The 20,710-nt window shown below is 45.6% G+C and carries 19 protein-coding genes; 14 read left to right on the plus strand and 5 right to left on the minus strand.

All coding sequences use genetic code 11. The annotated features are described in order from the left end of the window. The first annotated feature begins 202 nt into the window (after positions 1-202). The 4 genes from AB0L18_RS16255 to gldN all read left to right on the plus strand — a co-directional run bounded on the left by AB0L18_RS16255 (position 203) and on the right by gldN (position 5,105). A complete protein-coding gene (locus tag AB0L18_RS16255; protein ID WP_367388358.1) occupies positions 203-1,444 on the plus strand; it encodes an SUMF1/EgtB/PvdO family nonheme iron enzyme in 1,242 nt (413 codons plus the stop codon). A 298-nt stretch (positions 1,445-1,742) separates the two neighbouring features. Further along, positions 1,743-2,351, plus strand: a complete 609-nt coding sequence (locus AB0L18_RS16260) for a gliding motility protein GldL (protein WP_367388359.1) — start codon at positions 1,743-1,745, stop codon at positions 2,349-2,351. Positions 2,352-2,398: 47 nt separating this feature from the next. Continuing rightward, positions 2,399-4,024: a GldM family protein gene (locus tag AB0L18_RS16265; RefSeq protein ID WP_367388360.1), complete on the plus strand. Its 1,626-nt coding sequence runs from the start codon at positions 2,399-2,401 to the stop codon at positions 4,022-4,024. Between the two features lie 211 nt (positions 4,025-4,235). After that, complete coding sequence (gene gldN, locus AB0L18_RS16270) at positions 4,236-5,105, plus strand: gliding motility protein GldN (protein WP_367388361.1); 870 nt, start codon at positions 4,236-4,238, stop codon at positions 5,103-5,105. 208 nt (positions 5,106-5,313) lie between these two features. Here the strand turns inward: gldN and AB0L18_RS16275 are convergent, their stop codons facing one another. Further along, entirely contained in the window at positions 5,314-6,135 is an 822-nt protein-coding gene (locus tag AB0L18_RS16275) for a glycerophosphodiester phosphodiesterase family protein (protein WP_367388362.1), read from the minus strand. A gap of 166 nt (positions 6,136-6,301) precedes the next feature. On the opposite strand from AB0L18_RS16275, the gene AB0L18_RS16280 reads away from it, so the two are divergent. Both AB0L18_RS16280 and AB0L18_RS16285 read left to right on the plus strand, forming a co-directional pair. After that, complete coding sequence (locus tag AB0L18_RS16280; RefSeq protein WP_367388363.1) at positions 6,302-7,168, plus strand: lysophospholipid acyltransferase family protein; 867 nt, start codon at positions 6,302-6,304, stop codon at positions 7,166-7,168. A gap of 97 nt (positions 7,169-7,265) precedes the next feature. Beyond that, positions 7,266-7,562 (plus strand): hypothetical protein, encoded by a 297-nt coding sequence (locus tag AB0L18_RS16285; protein WP_367388364.1) that lies wholly within the window; start codon positions 7,266-7,268, stop codon positions 7,560-7,562. Between the two features lie 112 nt (positions 7,563-7,674). Here AB0L18_RS16285 and AB0L18_RS16290 read toward each other — a convergent pair whose 3' ends face one another. The 4 genes from AB0L18_RS16290 to pckA all read right to left on the minus strand — a co-directional run bounded on the left by AB0L18_RS16290 (position 7,675) and on the right by pckA (position 11,467). Next, positions 7,675-8,139 carry a Dabb family protein gene (locus AB0L18_RS16290; protein WP_367388365.1) on the minus strand — a complete coding sequence of 155 codons (465 nt, stop codon included), beginning with the start codon at positions 8,137-8,139 and terminating at the stop codon, positions 7,675-7,677. Between the two features lie 81 nt (positions 8,140-8,220). Next, positions 8,221-9,081, minus strand: coding sequence for a hypothetical protein (locus AB0L18_RS16295; protein WP_367388366.1), 861 nt, complete (start codon positions 9,079-9,081; stop codon positions 8,221-8,223). A gap of 64 nt (positions 9,082-9,145) precedes the next feature. Continuing rightward, positions 9,146-9,601, minus strand: coding sequence for a DM13 domain-containing protein (locus AB0L18_RS16300; protein ID WP_367388367.1), 456 nt, complete (start codon positions 9,599-9,601; stop codon positions 9,146-9,148). A 219-nt stretch (positions 9,602-9,820) separates the two neighbouring features. After that, on the minus strand, positions 9,821-11,467 hold the full coding sequence (gene pckA, locus AB0L18_RS16305; protein WP_367388368.1) for a phosphoenolpyruvate carboxykinase (ATP): 1,647 nt from the start codon (positions 11,465-11,467) through the stop codon (positions 9,821-9,823). Between the two features lie 364 nt (positions 11,468-11,831). Between pckA and AB0L18_RS16310 the strand changes: the two genes are divergently transcribed. From AB0L18_RS16310 to AB0L18_RS16345, 8 genes are all read left to right on the plus strand, one after another. Next, a complete protein-coding gene (locus AB0L18_RS16310; protein WP_367388369.1) occupies positions 11,832-13,325 on the plus strand; it encodes a helix-turn-helix domain-containing protein in 1,494 nt (497 codons plus the stop codon). Positions 13,326-13,557: 232 nt separating this feature from the next. Further along, entirely contained in the window at positions 13,558-14,112 is a 555-nt protein-coding gene (locus tag AB0L18_RS16315; RefSeq protein ID WP_367388370.1) for an RNA polymerase sigma factor, read from the plus strand. A gap of 3 nt (positions 14,113-14,115) precedes the next feature. After that, entirely contained in the window at positions 14,116-15,027 is a 912-nt protein-coding gene (locus tag AB0L18_RS16320; protein ID WP_367388371.1) for a hypothetical protein, read from the plus strand. A 32-nt stretch (positions 15,028-15,059) separates the two neighbouring features. Continuing rightward, positions 15,060-15,704: a CatA-like O-acetyltransferase gene (locus AB0L18_RS16325; protein ID WP_367388372.1), complete on the plus strand. Its 645-nt coding sequence runs from the start codon at positions 15,060-15,062 to the stop codon at positions 15,702-15,704. Positions 15,705-15,952: 248 nt separating this feature from the next. Then, positions 15,953-16,708 (plus strand): DUF4332 domain-containing protein, encoded by a 756-nt coding sequence (locus tag AB0L18_RS16330; protein ID WP_367388373.1) that lies wholly within the window; start codon positions 15,953-15,955, stop codon positions 16,706-16,708. Between the two features lie 53 nt (positions 16,709-16,761). After that, on the plus strand, positions 16,762-17,070 hold the full coding sequence (locus AB0L18_RS16335; RefSeq protein WP_367388374.1) for an isoamylase early set domain-containing protein: 309 nt from the start codon (positions 16,762-16,764) through the stop codon (positions 17,068-17,070). 179 nt (positions 17,071-17,249) lie between these two features. Continuing rightward, the gene (gene glgB / locus AB0L18_RS16340) at positions 17,250-19,193 is read left to right on the plus strand and encodes a 1,4-alpha-glucan branching protein GlgB (RefSeq protein ID WP_367388375.1); all 1,944 of its coding nucleotides are present in this window, start codon (positions 17,250-17,252) and stop codon (positions 19,191-19,193) included. A gap of 230 nt (positions 19,194-19,423) precedes the next feature. Continuing rightward, positions 19,424-20,710, plus strand: a complete 1,287-nt coding sequence (locus AB0L18_RS16345) for an acetyl-CoA hydrolase/transferase family protein (protein ID WP_367388376.1) — start codon at positions 19,424-19,426, stop codon at positions 20,708-20,710.

A 20,710-nucleotide genomic window follows, 5' to 3' on the forward strand; every position in this document is an offset into this window, starting at 1 on the left:
TGCAGTAATAATGTTTCATTCTACTCAATAAATTAATTTCTACTCGTACTAAATGTCAGGCAGCTGGCGTTATGCATGGGTTGATGTGTTAAACTCTGCCATGGCAGCGTAAATTCTTTTGATAAATAAGCCAAACGGTCTATATTTACGTTCGCTTTTGAAAATCGGTTAAAAAAATCTGAAGGAAAACTCGGGTATAAACATGAAGAACTTATCCAAAGTCGCACTACTTCTCCTAGTGCTAGTCCTGGTGTCTTGTGGGCGCCGCGAAAACGGAGAAATCACTGGCGTGTTGGAGCGCCCCTCCTGGAAAGGAATTAATCCATTTGGTATGGTGTATGTACCCTCTGGTACTTTACACATCGGTCCTAGCGATCAGGATGTAGCCAACACCTATGTGCAGCGCCAAAAGGCGATTTCTATTTCTGGTTTCTATATGGATGAAACAGAAATCACTAACAATGAGTATCGCCAGTTTGTTTACTGGGTACGTGACTCTTTGGCACACGCTTACCTTGACCACTACATCACGGATGATGATGGTAATGAAAGCATCGATTGGGAATACGATATCGACTGGGAAGATGAAATCCTGGAAGACTTGTACTACCAAGGTGATGATCGCTTTGCTGGCCGTCGTGAGATTGACGTGAGCAAATTTGTTTACGAATACCAGTGGTACGATTGGCAAGAAGCTGCTCGTGACCGTGGACAATCTCCTCGTAACGCATTTATTAAGAGCAAGAAGGTAAATGTTTACCCTGATACCTTGGTATGGGTACGTGATTTCTCTTATTCTTACAATGAGCCAATGGCTCGTAATTACTTCTGGCACCCTGCTTATGATGATTATCCAGTAGTAGGTGTAGATTGGCACATGGCTAACGCCTTTGCTTACTACCGTACGCTGCTTTGGAATAACTACCAGCAGACCCGTGGTGATGGTGTTAATACGGAAGACTTCCGTCTGCCAACCGAACACGAATGGGAATATGCTGCTCGTGGTGGCCGCGAAAATGCACCATATCCTTGGGGTGGTCCTTATATACGCAATGCCAAAGGTTGTTTGTTAGCTAACTTTAAGCCTGGCCGTGGTAACTACCCAGAAGATGGTGGTCAATACACTGTAAAAGCAGATGCTTACTACCCTAATGATTACGGTCTGTACAATATGGCAGGTAACGTAGCGGAGTGGACAAGTTCTGCTTACTACGATAATGCTTACTCTTTCCAGCACGATCTAAACCCTGATATCCGCTACGACGCGAAGGATGATGATCCAGAATCTTGGAAGCGTAAAGTTATCCGTGGTGGATCATGGAAAGATATTTCTTACTTCCTCCAGACGGGTACGCGTCACTGGGAATACCAGGATACGACCAAGAGCTACGTTGGTTTCCGTAACGCCCTAACCTTCTTGGGTCGTTCACTCAACGATTTTTAAGACTAGATTTTCATAGGCGAAAAAGGATACTACTTACTCAAGTGGTATCCTTTTTCGCTTTTTATTTCTGTTTTTATTTCACTTAACTTATTGATGGACAGGTTTTTTGATGAAAAAAAAGTAATAAAGGGAGAAAAAACTAAAAAAAAGTGTTCCCCGATCTGTTACTTTTTAAGTCACCTGCATTATACAGTTGTGTGAAAGCTTTTCAACGCTTAGTCCTCGCCTTTAAAAGAAAGGAGAGGCCACTCAAAAGAGAGACAATCAAATTAACTAACTCGGTAAAATTGTTACGAGAATGAGTTTCTTAAAAACAAAAGGTTTTAAGTACGTAAAGAATCTGATTATTGGTGTAGGTGCAGCCTTCGTACTTGCAGGAGCACTTTTCAAAATCGAAAGCTGGCCTTTCGCTTCTGAGATGTTGATCCTTGGTATGGGTATTGAGGCATTCATCTTTGCTTTCCTTGGTATTATCGGACCAGAACCCGATTACTACTGGGACAAGCTTTACCCAGGGCTTTCTGATTACAACACCCCAATTCAGCCTTTGACTGCTGGTGGTGTTGCAATTGACAACACTCCTGCCTTGAACGGCGAAGTTGTAGAGCAGCAATTGGGTGGTATGTTGACGGAACTTCAGGGTATGTCACGTAGCTTGGGTAGCCTCAAGGCACTCCAGGAAGCTGATTTCTCTGGTGTATCTGATCAGGTGAAGTCTATGACTAACTTCTACGGTAAACTGAACGAAGCGATGGCTGACCTTGCTGACTCTGTAGAAGATACCAAGCAGTACAAAGCACAATTGACAGAACTGAATAAGAACATTGCTTCTTTGAACAATTCTTATGCTTCTTTAGGCAACGTATATGGCAACATCATTGGTGCTATGTCTAACGTAGGTAAATAATTTACCTGCCCTGAATTAATTGTTGAACTAAAAAAGAAGCAAAATATATGTCTATTCCAAAGGAACCGCGGCAGTTGATGATTAACATCATGTACTTGGTGTTAACCGCGCTGCTCGCCCTGAACGTATCGGCGGAAGTAATGAATGCCTTCTTTGCTCTGGATGACGGAAACAAAGAAAGTATTGCTACAGTCGATAGTCAGCTTGAAACGACCATTTCGGGCGTTAAAGAATTATTGAAAGATGCATCTAAGAAGAAGTATCAGCCGATTGAGCCTGCTATTGATGCAGTACGTGCCAAGGTTGCAGAATTCAATAAATACGTGGACGATCTTCGCAACGAACTCATTGATATTGCGGGTAACGCAAACGGTGAAGTAGATGAAGAAGATTATACCGAATCTTACGGCAAACGTGTACCAAAGGGTAAGAAAAACAAAGATGTTACTACCCGTATCTTGGTGGACGAAGGCCGTGGAGAAGAATTGAAAGCAAAAATTTTGGAAACACGTCAAGAATTGATTGATGTGTACACCAAATTGATGCAAGAAAATGGTGACTCTTTCAGCTTGAAGCCAGAACAGGTGGAACGTCGTATTCAGAGTGTCGCTAATGATATGCCTTTCAATATTGACGACGAAACCTGGAAAGCTCCAGGTAGCGACAAGAAAAGCTGGTCGGATTTCAAATTTCGTCAGATGCCTTTAGCTGCAGTTCTCCCATTGCTATCTCAAATGCAGTCTAACCTGAAGAGTTCAGAAGCTGCGATGATCAATGACATGGCAGAGTTGACGGGTGGTCGTACGATTGAATTCGATGCCTTCTTCCCAGTGGTAGCAGCTGATCGCTCTTACGTGGTTGGTGGAGAAAAAATCTCTGCTAAAATTTCAGTAGGTACTTACAGTACTTCTCTACAACCGGAAAACGTGAAGATCTACGCAGGTGGTACATTACTGCCAGTAGGTCAAGGAGGTATCGCAGAGTACTCGATCACGGGTAGCGGTGCTGGTCAAAAGACCATTCCTCTTCGCGTAGAAGTGGTTAACCCACTGACAGGTGAGATATCAAAAGGAGAAAGCGAGTTTGTCTACGAAGTAGGTTCACGCTCCGTAGCCGTAGCGGCAACCAAGATGAACGTATTCTACATTGGTGTTGATAACCCGATCACGATCTCTGCTTCTGGTGTGAGCTCAAACGATGTACGGGTAAGTGTTTCTGGCCCAATTACGATCAGTGGTAGCGGTAGCAACCGTACGATCAATGCGAGTGCTCCTGGTGCCGCAAAGGTTAGCGTATCTGCCAATGGTACCAGCTTGGGTAGCTTCGACTTCCGTGTCAAGCGTATCCCTAACCCGGAAGCACGCCTTTCTGGTAAGAACGGTGGTGGTATGGGATCTGGTGAATTCAAAGCACAAGGTGGTGTAGGTGCCTTCCTTGATGATTTTGACTTCGATGCGGTATGTCAGGTAGCTGGATTCGAACTGGTATACGTACCAAAGCGTCAGGATGCTATTCCTGTGCAAAACCCGGGAGCTCGCTATACCGATGCTGCTCGTCGGGTAGTCAACCAGGCTAAGCCAGGTGATATCTACTACTTTGAGAATGTACGGGCCAAGTGTCCGGGCGATACTGCAACACGTAAGATCAACAGTATGGTCTTCACGATTCAGTAATATTTGCACCTTGAGGGGGAGATTTGTTAAAAGTTTCCCCCTCAACTATGTTAAAGGCAATAGCGGGTTTGGTTAATCCGTTAAATAAGCGCAATTTAGCGATCCGACAGAAGTGAGTACCATTCCTGTCGGAAATCTGTTTTAAAAAAGGAAGGGTTAGGTTCCTTCCACAAGTGTATAAATACAATCAACTCGGTAAAAATTTACTTCCATGAAGATCGCTCTGAAGCTCCTGGGCTTAATGCTGTTTTTCTGTGTCGGCCAGCTGGTGGCACAAGTGCCGGATAACGTAATTATGACGGAATCTGGCAATAGTCAGGTCGTTGAGCAAGACCCGCCAACGGATGACATCACTGATAAGCGTACCATCGAGACGGTACGTATTCTTCCTTACGATCCAGTTCGTGAAGCGGATATTTTTTGGGAAAAGCGTATCTGGCGGGTAATTGATATCCGCGAAAAGATGAACCTTCCTTTTGCTTATCCAGAACGTCCTTTCTTTTCTATCTTGCAGGAAGCTGCTGAAAACGAAGAAATCAACGTTTATAGCAATGAAGACGATAAGTTTACCCACCGGTTAAGCCCTGAGGAGATTGCCTCAATGGGAGCATCGGTAGATACGGTAACTACTTTTGACCCGGTTACGTACGAAGAAAAAATTCAAATCGTTCGCAACGAACTAAACCCCGAAGATATCAAGCGTTACCGCTTGAAAGAGGTATGGTTCTTTGACGAAGAAACGTCTCGTATGCAAGTTCGTATTCTCGGTATCGCACCTTTATTGGATGTGAAGGACGAGAATGGCAACTTCAAGTATGAGCAGGTGATGTTCTGGGTATACTACCCTGAGGCTCGCCAGATTTTAGCTCGTGAGAAAGTATTCACCACCGGCAACGACGCTGCCCCGATTACGTGGGAGTCGCTGATGGAAATGCGTTTCTTCTCCAGCTATATCTATAAAGAATCTAACGTTCACAATCGTCGTCTACAGGATTACGTTCAAGGCGTAGACCTTCTTCTGGAAGCTGATAAGATCAAGCAAACGATCTTCAACTTCGAGCACGATCTTTGGGAATACTAAAATAAGCTTTCGCTTATTTATTGTCAAAAACCCCTCTTCTCTCGCTGAGAAGAGGGGTTTTTGATTTGATCTTCTATCCGTCACGGCGTAGGCCAAGCCAACGCCGAATGAGGGGCTATTTCGCAACTTTTCGTGCTGTTCCTGAGATGAGTTGGCTATCAATGTATTGCTTTCCTTTGAGGAACAAAATCCCTCTACCCCAACCCCTCTACGGGATCAGGTTGGGGTAATCAGTAATGATGCCGTCTACACCCATCTCTAGGAGTCGCTCCATTTCTTTAGGATCATTTACGGTCCAGGGAATCAGTTGAATGTTTTGTTGGTGGAGACTTTGAGTGAGCTCTGGCGTACACAGGAGATAATAGGGGCTATAGATTTCGGGCAAAAAGCCGAGGCTCGCCAGATTTTGTTCCAAGGTGTTTTGGTTGGCCACCAGGTAGGCCAGTGTTTGGGTGGGAGCTTGTTGCCTTACGGCCTGTAGGCTGCGTACATCAAAAGATTGAATAGTGGTACGCTGGGCGATGCCTAATCTTTGCAGTTCTTTTAGCAAAAGACGGGCAAATTCTTCGGGATGCGGAGTGTGCCGTTCATCCCATTCCGGGAGGCTTTTTATTTCGATATTATAGAAGGGGAGGGGGCGTTTTAGATCAAGGGCCACTTGCTCAGCCATTTCTACCATTGCCGCGAGAGTGGGCTTTCTGGTAGGGCGTGGCTGTTGCGCTGGAAAATTAGTATTTCCTCGCTGGCCGCAATCAAAGGTTTGAACCTCGGCTAAGGTCATTTGGTGGATGAGGAGGGATTGCTCTTCTTCTTCGGTTACTGGGCGGCCATCGGGATGTGTACAAATGAGTGCTGCCATCCAGGGTTCGTGAGAGATGACCAGTTGTAGGTCTTTGGTTACGGCCAGATCAAGTTCCAGGGTCCTGATCGCTGGGTAGGTCAATGCATGGGCAAAGGCCGGAAGGGTGTTTTCTGGCAGCAGGCCCCTTGCGCCCCGGTGACCTTGCCAGTCAAAGGCAGTGGTTTTCATATCAGAAGGTTGATGTAATATTTGAGTGGCTTTACTACACGATGTAATCGTAATAAGCAGCAAAATAAGGATTCGATACATAGAGATTTGCAATTTAGGTACCTTTGTGAAATTAATGACCCTTGGTGAAAATAGGGGCGTTTATTATATTAACGATAGATTAAGAATGAGCAGAATTCTTTACTACCTCTTCCTAAAGCCCTTGTCAATGCTGCCTTTGTCGGTATTGTATGTTTTTTCGACTGGTTTGTTTTATGTCCTCTACTACGGTGCCGGGTACCGGAAGAAGGTAGTAATGGGCAATCTGAGACGTTCTTTTCCAGATAAATCGGAGCAGGAGATCAAGCAGATAGCCAGCAATTTTTATCGCCATTTGTGCGATCTCATTTTTGAAAGCGTGAGGATGTTCAGTATGGGAGAGGAAGAAATACGCAGGCGAGCAATTGTTACAAATCCTGAGTTTGTGAAAGAGCTGGAAGCCTATGATAAAGGAATCGTGGTCATTGCTGGCCACTACAACAGTTGGGAAATGATGGGGACGGCCTTTCCTATGTTTAGTAAGTTACCAGTGGTGGCCTTGTATTCTCCCATTAAAGATCCTTTTTTTAGCAAAGTATTGTCAGACTCTCGCGGAAAGTACGGGCTGGAATTGGTGCCTAAGCACGAAGCCAAGGCCATGTTTAAAGAATGGAATGGCCGTCCGGCGATTTATTTGTTCGGAGGTGACCAATCACCTACGAGTAGCAAGAAAAGTTTCTGGATGGAATTTTTAAACCAAGATACCGCGGTCGCTTTCGGCACCGAAAAATTCGCCAAAGAGTACGACTGCCTCGTCGTTTTCGGTGATATACAGAAAGTAAAACGAGGCTACTATACGATGACTTTCTCGCTGATCTCTGACAAACCACTTGAGGAGGAACACGGAGCCATCACCATCAAGCATACCCGCAAGTTGGAAGAAGTCATCCGCGCTGCACCACAGTATTGGTTGTGGACACATAAGCGGTGGAAGCGGAAGCGGGAGGATGGGTAGTATTTTATCCGAGCTGTTTTGCTTGTCTTATTATTTGTATTAAATTACGTCATTATTTCAAACAGCGCTCTCTGTTCAGCGCACAAAACACCTTAATATGATCATTTGGAAAGGTCTAGGCTTTCTGGCTATTTTGATTCCCGTCGTTATTGTTATTCTTCTGCAAATTATTTTTGGTGATGATCCCATTTACGCAAGTATAGGGTACCTACTAGGAGCTGTCCCGGTCTGGTTTTTGGGAAAGCGGCTAAACGCAGATGTTGGAAAGGTCGTAGCAGATCCCCAAACGGGACAGCAAATGACAACAAAAGCCGAACATACCTTATTCTGGATTCGAATGGAATACGCAGCTGTTATTCCAGTAATTATTGGAATCGTAGCTTTTTTTGCCTAATTATTCTTCGTACTAACGTAGCTACTACACTACGATCTTAAAAGAAATATCCCCGTTCAAACCAATTGAGCGGGGATTTATTTTTTAAAGAACGTAGGAAAAACGTTGACGACTACTCCACCAAACTATCATACACCACCACCTTGGTCCACTTGTCCTTGTGATCCTCTACGAACTTTAGATGGATAGGGTCGATTTGGTAGGCATCTTGAGCAGCAACATCGGCAAAATGTACAAGAAGCGCAATGCTATAGCTGTTGTCTACAACCCCACGGGCTTCGGTGGGGGCTACGGGCCCGATGTACATGTTTTTTACGGAGCTTACTGCTCGGAGTGATGCTACACCAGCTCGGAAAGCCGCCCGATCAGCCTCAGAAAGATCTTCCTTGAGCCAGAAAAAAACGCTGTGGATGAGGCCCGGTTGTTCTTCAGCAGCATCGGCAAGTTGGACAATTTTAGCCTGGGCAGCGGCGAGTTCTGCCTGTAAGTCAGCTTGCGCCGCTTCTTGAGCGGTTGTATCGACTTGAGAGCAGGATTGGAAAATCATTAAGATCAGTAGAAAGGGTAGAAATTTCATGATTTGTGTTTTTTTACAGATACATGAAAGGTAGGGGTTCCCGCAAAATAAGTAGTCATCAAGAAGCGAATTATTTCAGTTTTATCGCTCGTAGGCGACCCCCAGCGAAAAGGTTGCTCCATGATAACTGTTGCGCTGGTCAATAAGCAGTCCGGAATTACTGGCATAGGAAGCCACTAAGCGCCAGACATCATTCAATTTATACATACCCGTCAGGCCTGCATACGTAAAGGTGGTACCTTCTCCGTAAAGAAATGACCCAACGCTGCGAGGAGTATCGGTAAAATCATCCTGCACTTTTATTTTACCAATCAGGTAGAGTCGATCAAAGAAAAGATGTCCTATCTCTATGCCTGCCTGCCATTGATGACTATAGCCTTGCGTTCGAAAGTTGGTGGTGGCGTAGATGCTTCCGAAGGTTTTGCCGTTGTTTGAAGATTGGGAAAAGACCAGGGTAGACCAGACGTTAAATTCTCCATCGGAAGTGGGGAGGTTGATTTGCTCAATGATGCCAATTTCATTGGGTGCTTTGGCGCTTGCGAAGTTGATGCCGTCATTGGTGGGGACATCTAGCTCCAGCTGAAAAGCCAAAGGAACAGCTTTCAATAATTGGTATTTCCCACCTAGCCGAATGCTGCCAATGCCCACTACGGTCTCTGTAGTATTGAAACTATTGAGTTGTAAAAACGGGAGGTTGAGAAGGGCAGTCAACCGATCACTTATACCATATTCGCCGTAAAGGGATAAGTGATGCGTACGAAAGGTACTTCCCTGATCAAAAAGTTGTCCGGAGGTATTGTAGTATTCGTTAGAGCTAAAGGTAGCAGCACTGGCTTGTAGGTAGACGCCTTGCTTAGTTCGGGTCCAGCCGTTTTGCGCTTGAGCGCTAAAACTTAAGGCAAGACCAATTGATAGGAAAAGAAAAAGACAGTAATACTTCATGACGAAAGTATTTATTAACAGAAAGCCAACTGGACAAAATCATCCAGTTGGCCGGAGAGATAAGTTACTGAAGAGGAGCGTTCCCAAAAGGAATACTCGCCGTATTACACCATAGAATCACGTGGGTGAAATTACTAGGGATGGCTTGGCCGAGCTTGAAGAATTGCTCTCCATTCGACTGGACGGCGCCGATCAGAAGCAAATCTGGATTTCCGTTACCGGGATCAGGCGTAAAAGTAGCAGAAGTAGAAAAGTAAACAGCCACGGTTCCGGTAGCCAACTCCGTTGTGAAATCACTGCCGAAACGGAGGAAATTCGTGTTTTCTGAATCAGTTACCAGTTCAGCAGTTCCTGTCGTAGGGGTATTGGATTCAGCGGTGAAGGTCCCGGTTCGCTGGATGGTTAACGCACCATTAGGCTGGGAAGAATCAATGGTAATCGGATCTTCATCTCCACAGCTGGAGAAGATGAGTGTAAAGGACATGAATACCATCAGGAAGGGAATAATACCTTTTTTCATAGCGGTTTTTTGTTTGATAAAAAGTTATAATCGCATGCTTCGCGATCAAATGATGGCACAAATATCCCCGGAGGATATCACAGAATTGTAACAAAGAAATCGCGAAAATTGAACAGCCGAGTAAACGTCTTGGTCCTGACATGAAAAAAGAAAGCCCCCGCTGGAAACTTTCCGACGGGGGCTTTCTTTAAAGCTTATTTAAAAATTGCTTCGTGCAAATTATTTCGCTACGACAAATTTCTGGCTTACGCGTTCTTCGCCACTAGCTACTTTGGGAGCGGCGTCAATAACGGCCTGGCTGGCACCTGCCTTGTATTTTTCAAAATTAGCAATAAAGGCTTTGGCCAGTTTATTGGCTTGCTTATAAAATGCTTCGTCGTTGTTCCAGGAAGCTTTAGGGCTGAGGATTTCGCTAGGAACATTGGGGCAGAATTTGGGTTGCTGCATACCGAAAATGGTGTGAGTGCTGTATGCTACATTGTCCAGGTCTCCATTTAGCGCAGCGGTGATCATGGCACGGGTGTACTTTAGTTTCACCCGACTTCCTACACCGTAAGGCCCATTGGCCCAACCCGTGTTGACCAACCAAACGTTTACACCGTGTTTTTGCATCTTTTCACTGAGCATATCGGCATACTTTCCAGGGTGCAGAGGGAGGAAAGGTGCCCCAAATCCGGCAGAGAAGCTGGGAAGTGGCTCGTCAATACCTTCTTCCGTACCCGCTACTTTGGCGGTATAACCAGAAATGAAGAAGTAAGCAGCTTGCTCTGGCGATAGTTTTGAGATCGGAGGCAGTACACCGAAGGCATCACAAGTCAGGAAGAAAATATTGGTCGGATGCCCCGCCGCTGATACCTCAAGGGCATTGTTGATGTGGTGGATGGGGTAACTTACACGGGTATTCTGGGTAATGCTGCTATCACTGTAGTCTGGCTTTCTCGTATTAGGGAAAAAGCCGATGTTTTCCAGGATCGCTCCGTGGCGAATCGCTTCGTAGATATCAGGTTCTTTTTCAGCAGTGAGGTCAATGGTTTTTGCGTAACAGCCGCCTTCAAAGTTGAAAACGCCTTCCTCTGACCAGCCGTGCTCATCGTCGCCGATAAGGTCGCGGTTGGGGTCGGCAGAAAGGGTGGTTTTACCAGTACCGGAAAGGCCAAAAAAGATAGCTACATCACCTGCTTTTCCTACATTGGCAGAGCAGTGCATGCTGAGTACATTGCGTTGCTCAGGGAGAATGAAGTTTAGTACAGAGAAGATACCTTTCTTGATTTCGCCCGTATAGCCTGTACCGCCAACGATGACACACTTGCGGGTAAAGTTGATAATCGAGAAATTGGATTGGCGGGTACCGTCTACTTCAGGATCAGCTAGAAAGCCAGGAGCATTGATGACCGTCCACTCTGGAGTGAAAGATTGAAATTCTTCTGCTGTAGGGCGTAGGAACATATTGTATACAAACATATTGCTCCAAGGGTACTCATTGACTACCCTTACTGGAAGCCGGTATTTGGCATCCGCACAAGCAAAAGCGTCGCGAACAAAAACTTCGCGCCCCGCAAAATAATCCGTGATTTTGTCATACAACTGATCGAAACCTGCAGCCGAGAAGGGCATATTGATTTTGTTCCAATCAACGGTGTTTGCGGTAATATCATCTTTGACGATAAAGCGATCCATTGGGGAACGACCAGTAAATTTACCGGTGTTAATCGCCAAGGCACCATTGTCTGCGATGATACCCTGTTCGCGAACAATCGTAGCTTCTTCCAGAAATTCTGGAGATTCATTCCAATAGGCTTTCCGGTAATTGCGGATGCCCAGGTCTTCGAGTTTCGCTTGTGGGTTTTTGATACCAAATTGTAGCATAGCTTCAGATTTTCGCACCGTCGTTGACAAGATCAATGGCAAGCTTGTCAATACTTCGAGAGTGCAGACAGTTTTTGATGGTCAATTAGTAAGTAGGGCCATTGCTGAAAATACTGCTAACGGGCTGCAAGTTATTGCTTTTTTTATTTTTAGAGAAATTTTCTCTAATTAATAAATTTTATCCAAAACAATCGTTTTCACTTGAATATTGCTGTTTGTTACTTTTTTCTCCTAACAAAAGCTAAATTAGCAGGTATTAGGCCCGGAGAGCATGATAATTGTCGCTATGAAAGGGTGATGTTTTTTTGAGAGCAGGCTTTTGTGTAGTAAACAAAGGCAACGCTGACCATAAATTACCAGCTTGATGTTGAAAGAAGCGGACATTGTAAAGTTGATTTTTGGACTTAAAGTCCAGCATTTACGGCAGGAGGCCGATTTGTCTTACCATCAGCTCTCGGATCGAACGGGCCTGGCGATTTCTTACTTGCATAGTATTGAAAAAGGGAAGAAATACCCCAAATCGGACAAGATCATCACTTTGGCAGCTGCTTTGGAGACAGACTATGATTATTTAGTGTCGCTTGAGCCCAGCAAAAAGTTGCGGCCTATTGTAGAATTGCTACGGTCGGATTTTTTGAAAATTTTCCCCTTGGAGACCTTTGGAATTTCTACGACCAAGCTCATTGAGCTGTTGTTGCAGGCGCCGGAAAAGGTGAATGCGTTCATTAGTACGGTGATCAAGATTACCCGTAACTTCAACATGCAGGGGGAAGATTTTTATAAAGCGGCCCTGCGTTCTTACCAGGACTTACACGATAATTACTTTCCGGAAATAGAGCAATCTACCCAGGATTTTCGTCGTGAGTACCAATTGGCTATTGATCATCAATTGGATATTCCTACGTTGGAGGAGCTGCTCTTGCGGGTTTATAAAATCAAAGTGGATCGTGATTATTTGCCGAGCCATCCGACGTTGAAGCATTTGCGGTCTGTTTTTTCACCCAGACAAAGCACCCTGTTTTTAGGGCCAGATTTGAATTTGGCGCAGGAGCGTTTTTTATTGGCCAAAGAACTGGGTTTTCAAAAACTGGGAGAAAAAGAGCGTCCTTTAGAAACGCGGATGCTGGAGATAGAATCTTTTGAGAAACTTCTAAGCAACTTTCGCGCTTCTTACTTTTCGGTTGCCTTGTTATTGCCGGAGCCGGTCATTGTAGGATATCTGCGAGAAATGACGACTTGGCAGCGTTGGCGAGGAGAGGAACTGCTGCGTTGGTTGGCCGAAAGTGAGCTTACCTCAGAGATGCTCCTCCAGCGGATGGCCAATATATTGCCCCATCATTTTGGGGTCAAACAATTGTTTTTCCTTCGGTTTTTCACCGATCATGGGATGCAAAAGTTTATCGTGACGAAAGAAATGCACCTGTCGCAGTTGCACGATCCACATGCTAACCAATTGGATGAGCATTATTGTCGGCGCTGGATCAGCATTCGCCTCATTCGCCGTCTGAAAGCTCAGCAGGGATTGGAAGTGACGGCAGGCCCGATTGTCGGCGCTCAAATCTCAAGGTACTGGGATACGCCCAACGCCTATTTCTGTGTAGCGATGGCAAAACCTACCCGAGAAAATACCGACAACAGCAGCAGCGTCACCATTGGTTTGCTCCTCAACGATCAGTTGCGGGACACTTTTCCTTTCTTGGCTGATCCGGCCATTGTGACCAAAGATGTACATACCACTTGTGAACGTTGCGCCATCCTCGATTGTGGTGCTCGCGCAGCACCTCCTGTATTCCTTCAGCGACAAAGACGTCGCCAGGCGAGTCGGGAAGCATTGGCAGAAATGCAAAAGAAGTCTTAGCTGGACTTTGCAATAATGAACACTGGATATGGGTGTAGGGGTAACCGACGTCGAACCAACAAACCATTTTTCAAAGTCGGAAATCGGAAGTAATTAGGCCTCCTCAGGTTTATCAACCATCAACCAACAACCATCAACAATCTAACCATCAACCAACAACCCTCTAACCATTTAACAAATTCTCTTATTTTAGCCTTTCTTATTGGTAACAACTTCATCAAAGCACGCATTAATGAGCAACTACGCAGCAGACGAAAGTCGTTTACAGGCCCTTGCCACCGGAAGTGATGCTGCCTGGAGGGCACTGTATGACGACCTGCGCTCGCCTTTTCGCTTGTTTTTTTTAAAACATACGAGTTGGGAGCCAGAACAAGTCAATGCCTTGTATCAAGACGCCATGGTCGTTTTACACCGTAAGGTGACCAATGGAGACTTAGCAGCTCCGTTGCGTAGTAGTCTTCGGACGTACTTGTTTGGGGTAGGTAAAATGATCTATCGAAAACAGGGAGGAACCGCTACGAAATGGGAAGAAGAGATTCCCGAAGTAGCTATTCCGCCTGCCGTGGAGGATCGGATTGCTCAACGGGAACAAGCCGCCTGGATACGTAACCTGCTCAACAGGATGGATGAAAGATGCCGCGATATTTTGCGCAAAGTCTATCTCCATGGTTACAGCATGGAAGCAATTGCGGAAGAGCTCAGCCTCAGTGGGGCAGGGGCAGCCCGTAAACGCAAGTTTGATTGTTTACAGCGGATGCGTAAACTGATTAGTACAGAAGAACACTAAGTGATGTTACCAAACGAATTACTCGCACAATTGGAAGCCCTTCGGGCTGGTCGATTAAGCGAAGAAGAACGCAAAAAACTCCGCCAGGCACTCGATGAGTTGCCGCAAGGCGAAGAGGAAGAAAAGGCTTTTTATCAGCTCTGGGATGCCTGGGATGCGCTGCACTTTGAAGAGCAGGGCACTAAGTTCGCAGCAATGGATGTCGAATGGCAAGCCACTGACGATATCGAACTAGTGGAATGGTACCTGGAAGGGGAGTTGTCGGCTGCCAACCAACAGGCTGTAGAAACAAGGAAAGCCAATGATCCTGCCTTTGCTAAACTCCTTGAAGAACAGGCCAAATTAAGCAGCGGCTTCGAAGACTTAAAAGACGATGATTTTCGCCAGCAGCTGAGAAAATGGGACAAAGAAGAAGATAAGCCTACCGCTGAATTACGTGGACTGCGCGCAAATTGGAAACGCCTCGGGGCTATTGCTGCTAGTGTTTTGATTTTGATGGTGGCGGGAGCTGGTTGGTTTGCTCAACAAAATTACTCCGACGAAGCTTTGGTGGCGCGTTTTTACAAACCACCTCCCACTGGCAATACCATGGGGGCTGGTGCTGCGGAGGAAAAAGCATATCTCACTAGTTTCGCCAGTGCACATGAGGCACTGGAAAGTAAAAATTACCAAGAGGCCGCTCAGTTATTTGCAAATCTTAGCACCCAAGTGCCTCCGGTAAACTTTAGTGATGAAGACCTCAAGTATTATCAGGATAACCTGGATTGGAGTATTGTCTTAGCAAAAATAGGAGAGGGTAAACCCGAGGCGGAGATCAGTGCGCGTTTGGAACGTATCCTTGGCGATGAACAGCATACTTACTACCAGATGGCACTAGCACTAAAAAAAGATTTGAGATCTATCTGGCGTTGGTAGCTTTGCTAATGCTTTGTAACCAAGAATAGGCAATGAAAATTATAACCTTTAGTAATCCCCACCGCCAAAAACATTTTGACTTCTTTCGAAAGATGGATCAGCCGCATTTTAGTTTGGTGGCCAATGTAGATATTACCCGTTTTCTAGCGTATATTAAAGAAAGGGAGCTTCCGTTTACACCATATATCGTATACCTGCTTTCAAAAGCAGCGAATGATATACCCGCCTTTCGCTGGAGGATTCGTGGAGAACAAGTGGTGGAACATAGCACAGTCCAACCCTCTTTCACCGTACCTACAGAGGTCTCTGAGGTTTTTAGTTTTTGTACGGTAGATTATGACCAGAAGGCCAGTGTGTTTATCGAACGCGCCATGGCCACTATCGAACGAATGAAAACGGCCCCTGATTTTGAAGACGAGCCAGGGCGTGATGATTTCCTTTTTATGTCAGCTATTCCCTGGGTGAGTTTTACGGGGCTGACCCACGCTATGCACTATTCTCCAGCAGATAGCGTGCCTCGGATCAGTTGGGGGAAGTATTTTAAGCAAGAACATAAGGTGTTGATGCCCTTGGCCGTACAGGCTCACCACGCTACTGTAGACGGACGAGATATGGGCCACTATTTCCAACAAGTAGAAGCACTGTTTTTGCAGGGAGAGACACTTTTTGAGGTTTAGAGAACTTTTTTTCTTCTTTTTTGGAAAAAGTTCACGTGATACGAAAATTTATTTATGGTGTATTTTGCCTGTATGGATTTGGTAAGGTTCGTATAGACCAATAATTATTCCGAATTATCGAGGTATTACCGCTTAATCGACAAACTTGGTTGTCGGAGTAAATGATATTTATCATTGATAATCAGTTGACTATGTCCTAACTTTGTTATAAGTTTGCATCTTAGTGTAAAATAAACACTTTCTATTCGATGATTAAGAAGCAATATTCCAAATCAAAGCCTGTTTGTAAAGTCACATTTTCATTGACTACCGATCAGGTTGGCAAGAAAGCCGAGGTTCGCGTCTTGGGTACATTTAACGACTGGAGCTGGGACAAAGGCCTGGTCTTAGATGCCAAGAAAAAAGATTATACTGGAGCAATTGAATTGCCTGCAGGTGCCATCTACGAATTCCGTTACCTGGTCAATGGCCAGGATTGGTTCAATGATGAAGCTGCGGATGATTACCAACTTACGCCATTCTTCAGCCACAACTGTGTGTTGGTCGTAGATGCAGTAGAAATCAAGAAGGCACCGGTCAAGAAGGCAGCTCCTAAGGCTAAGGCTGCTCCTGCTAAGAAAGCCGCTCCTGCCAAGAAGGCGGAAGCCCCTGTGGTAGAGGCTACTCCTGCCAAGAAAGCACCAGCTAAGAAGGCCGCTCCTGCGAAAAAAGCTACTCCAGCAAAAAAGGCACCAGCCAAGAAAGCAGCAACTGCTGATGATTTGAAAAAAATCGAAGGGGTAGGACCAAAAATTGCCGACTTGCTCAAAGCTGATGGTATCCAAACTTTTGCTGATCTGGCAAAGGCTAAGCCAGCAAAATTGCAAGCGATTCTGGAGGCTGCGGGCCCTCGTTACAAAATGCACAACCCCACTACCTGGCCAGAGCAGGCTAAATTGGCTGCCAACGGAAAATGGGAAGAGCTGAATAAATTACAGGATGAATTAAAAGGCGGTAAGCGCTAATTTGATCACGCTGTTACAGAGGTGTAAACCAATAGTAACTAAACCTTATAACCATGATTGCTAAGAAATTCTTGAAATCAAAATCAATTTGTAAAGCCACTTTCACTTTGCCTGCTGAAGCTGCGGAAGCTGCTAAAAAAGTAGAGCTGGTAGGTGATTTCAACAACTGGGATACCGAAGCTGGTATCACCATGAAGAAGCAAAAAGACGTTTTCAAAACTACCGTAGAGCTCGAAATGGGTAAGGAATACGAATTCCGCTACCTGCTAGATGGTGAAGTTTGGGAAAATGATTGGGCTGCCGACAAATATGTAGCTACTCCTTTTGGCGTAGACAACAGTGTGGTGAGCACATTGAACTAAATAATGATTAGGAAATTATCTTTCCTAATGACTTCAGAAGAAGCCTTTCCACTCCCCGGAAAGGCTTTTTTTATATCTTGTTCCCAGTATTGTTATCTTAGTGACGGAAAAGCTGGTACAATAGGTATGCTTGGAGCATTTCCTTAAAAATACTTAGGGGCAGCGAAAAAAAAGAGTCCATGTCGAAAGTCGAAATTTTCAGTTTACTTACAGAGTTTGATGTTAACTTGTTTAAAGCCGGAAAGTATTTTCGGGCTTATGAAAAATTGGGTAGTCACTCCGTTGAGGTGAATGGCAATTGGGGATATTATTTCGCCGTTTGGGCCCCAAGTGCAAGAGGTGTTTCCGTCGTTGGAGATTTTAATAAGTGGAAGCGGGGATCGCATAAATTATACCCCCGCCCAGATGGTTCTGGGATCTGGGAAGGGTTTATTCCTGATTTGAAGAAAGGCCTTCTTTATAAATATGCCATTGATGCACCGGATGGTCGCCAATTGGTAAAAGGAGATCCTTTTAGTTGGTTTTGGGAAGTACCCCCCAATACCTCTAGTGTTACCTGGGACTTGTATTACGAATGGCAGGACAAAGACTGGATGAGCAAGCGTCCGGAAAAAGCTGGCCTTGAGCAGCCGTACAGCGTTTACGAGGCACACTTGGGATCATGGCGCAAGAAGCCAGGAGCTGCCGAGACGCTTAGCTACCGCGAAATGGCAGAAGAATTACCTGCTTACCTACAGGAAATGGGCTTCACTCACGTAGAGTTTTTGCCCGTTATGGAGCACCCTTATTTTCCGAGTTGGGGCTATCAGATTACCGGCTATTTTGCTACAACCAGCCGCTTTGGTACACCTCAAGACTTTATGTATTTGGTGGATAAACTTCACCAGGCCGGGATTGGGGTGATTCTGGATTGGGTGCCCTCGCATTTCCCTACAGATGCTCACGGATTGGCTGATTTTGATGGTACCCATCTCTATGACCATGCCGACCCACGTCAGGGGTTCCATCCCGATTGGAAAAGCAGTATTTTTAACTATGGTCGAAACGAGGTGCGTTCTTTTCTGATCAGTAATGCGCTGTTCTGGTTAGAGCATTTTCACATTGACGGTCTTCGGGTAGATGCAGTTGCCTCCATGTTGTACCTGGATTATAGCCGGGAAGAGGGGCAATGGATTCCGAATAAATATGGTGGTAATGAAAACTTGGAGGCAATTGATTTCTTACGAGAATTCAATTCCACTGTTTACCAAGAATACCCCGATGTCATGACCATCGCCGAGGAGTCTACGGCCTGGGCTGGCGTCAGTCGTCCGGTATACACCGGTGGCTTGGGCTTTGGCCAAAAATGGATGATGGGTTGGATGCACGATACGCTGAATTATTTCAAACTAGATCCCATCCACCGCCAGTTTCATCACAACCAGATTACCTTCAGTATGGTGTACGGTTTTACCGAAAACTTCATGCTGCCGCTTTCACACGACGAAGTCGTGCACGGTAAGGGACCCCTGCTGGATCGAATGCCTGGTGATCAATGGCAACGTTTTGCTAACCTGCGACTGTTGTTTGGCTATATGTTTACGCACCCGGGTACCAAGTTGCTCTTTATGGGAGGCGAATTTGGCCAAAGCAGTGAGTGGAATATTGAGAAAGGATTAGACTGGAGCTTGCTGGATAAACCTTACCACCAAGCCACCAAAGACTGGGTGGCTGACCTGAATGCTTTGTACAAGAGTAGCACAGCCCTTTACGAGCAACAATTCGTTCAGGAAGGCTTTGCCTGGATCAACCACGGAGATCATCAGCGCAGTATCTTGTCTTACCAACGTCAAGGTAAAAAAGAAGGAGATGTGATGGTGATCATCTGCAACTTTACCCCCGTACCACACGAAGGATTTCGGGTAGGGGTACCGCTGCCGGGAACCTATACCGAAGTGTTGAATAGCAATGCTGCGAAATACCAAGGCACCGACCACCTCTTGAACCCCAAGCCGATCAAGGCGGATGAAAAAGAATGGGACGGCCGAGATTACAGCATAGAATTTAATCTTCCGCCACTAGGGGTGACGGTTTTTAGTGTCAAACCCGGTAAAAAGAAAGCAAAGAAAACAGTTACTAAGTGACGGATCAAAAATAACTGATTCCATTTTTGATTCGCTAAAATTTTCTAAGCAAGCAACTAAAAGGAGCTTGCGTGAAAATATTCGCGAATCGTTGAAAAAAATGGAATCAGTTATTTCCGTCAAATTACTAAATAGTCGGTGATATTAATCATTGCTAGGGCTTGAATTTCATCGCTGAGGAGCGAACACGCGTGTTTTACCTTCGTGGAAGAAACAAAACAAACACACTCATGTCCAACTCCTCAGCGCTCCATATTACTACGGCTGCTGATGCCGTCAGTTTCATCAAGTCTGGTGATCGCGTCTTTATCCAAGGTACAGCCATGACGCCTACGGAGCTGGTCGACGCCTTGTGTGATCGTTACCAGGAATTGAAGCATGTCGAATTTATCCATATTCATACCGAAGGTGTAGCCAAATACGCAGAAGCTCCTTACAACGAATCTTTTCTGACCAACAGTTGCTTCGTTGGGGGCAATGTCCGCAAAGCAGTAAACACCCGTAGTGGCGACTACATTCCGGTATTCCTCAGTGAAATACATTTGCTTTTTCGGCGCAATATTCTTCCACTAGATGTAGCATTGATCCAGGTGTCACCACCCGATCAGCATGGCTATTGTTCCTTGGGGACATCTGTCGATATTGCACTGCCAGCCGTACAGACCGCTAAAAAAGTCATTGCGCAAATCAACCCTCAGGTGCCTCGTACCCATGGTGATGGGATCATCCATATCAGTGAAATCGACCAGGCAATCATGGTAGACCGGCCCATAATGCTACACGAAGAACGCCCTATGACGACGGTAGAGAAGAAGATAGGATATTATGTGGCAGGTTTGATTGAAAACGGTGCAACCTTGCAAATGGGAATTGGAAATATCCCCAATGCGGTATTGCTCAACCTTACCAATCACCAACGGCTTGGCGTACACACTGAGATGTTTTCCGATGGCCTGCTGCCATTGATTGAACGCGGGGTAGTGACCGGTGAGGAGAAAAAAATTAAGAAAGGGAAAATTGTGACCTGTTTTGCGGTGGGGTCACAGAAACTCTATGATTTTGTGGATGACAATCCTTTTGTAGACTTCAAGGAGGCTGCTTTCACCAACGACACGGCCCTGATCAGAGCCAACCCCAAAGTGACCGCCATCAATAGTGCCATCGAAATTGACCTTACCGGCCAAGTGTGTGCTGACACCATAGGCAAATACCAATTCTCTGGGGTGGGTGGTCAGATGGACTTCATGCGAGGTGCCACCCTTTCTGAAGGAGGAAAAGCCATTATAGCGATGCCTTCCACCACCAACAAGGGCCTTTCCAAGATTGCTGCTTTTTTACAGCCAGGGGCTGGTGTAACGACCACCCGGGCCCACGTTCATTACGTGGTTACGGAATACGGGGTGGTGGATCTTTTTGGCAAAAACCTGTTGCAACGCGCCAAAGCACTGATCTCTATTGCGCACCCGGATCACCGGGAACGACTGGAGCAAGAAGCCGCCGAACGTTTTGGTTTATAG

Source organism: Lewinella sp. LCG006, assembly GCF_040784935.1.
Taxonomy (GTDB): domain Bacteria; phylum Bacteroidota; class Bacteroidia; order Chitinophagales; family Saprospiraceae; genus Lewinella.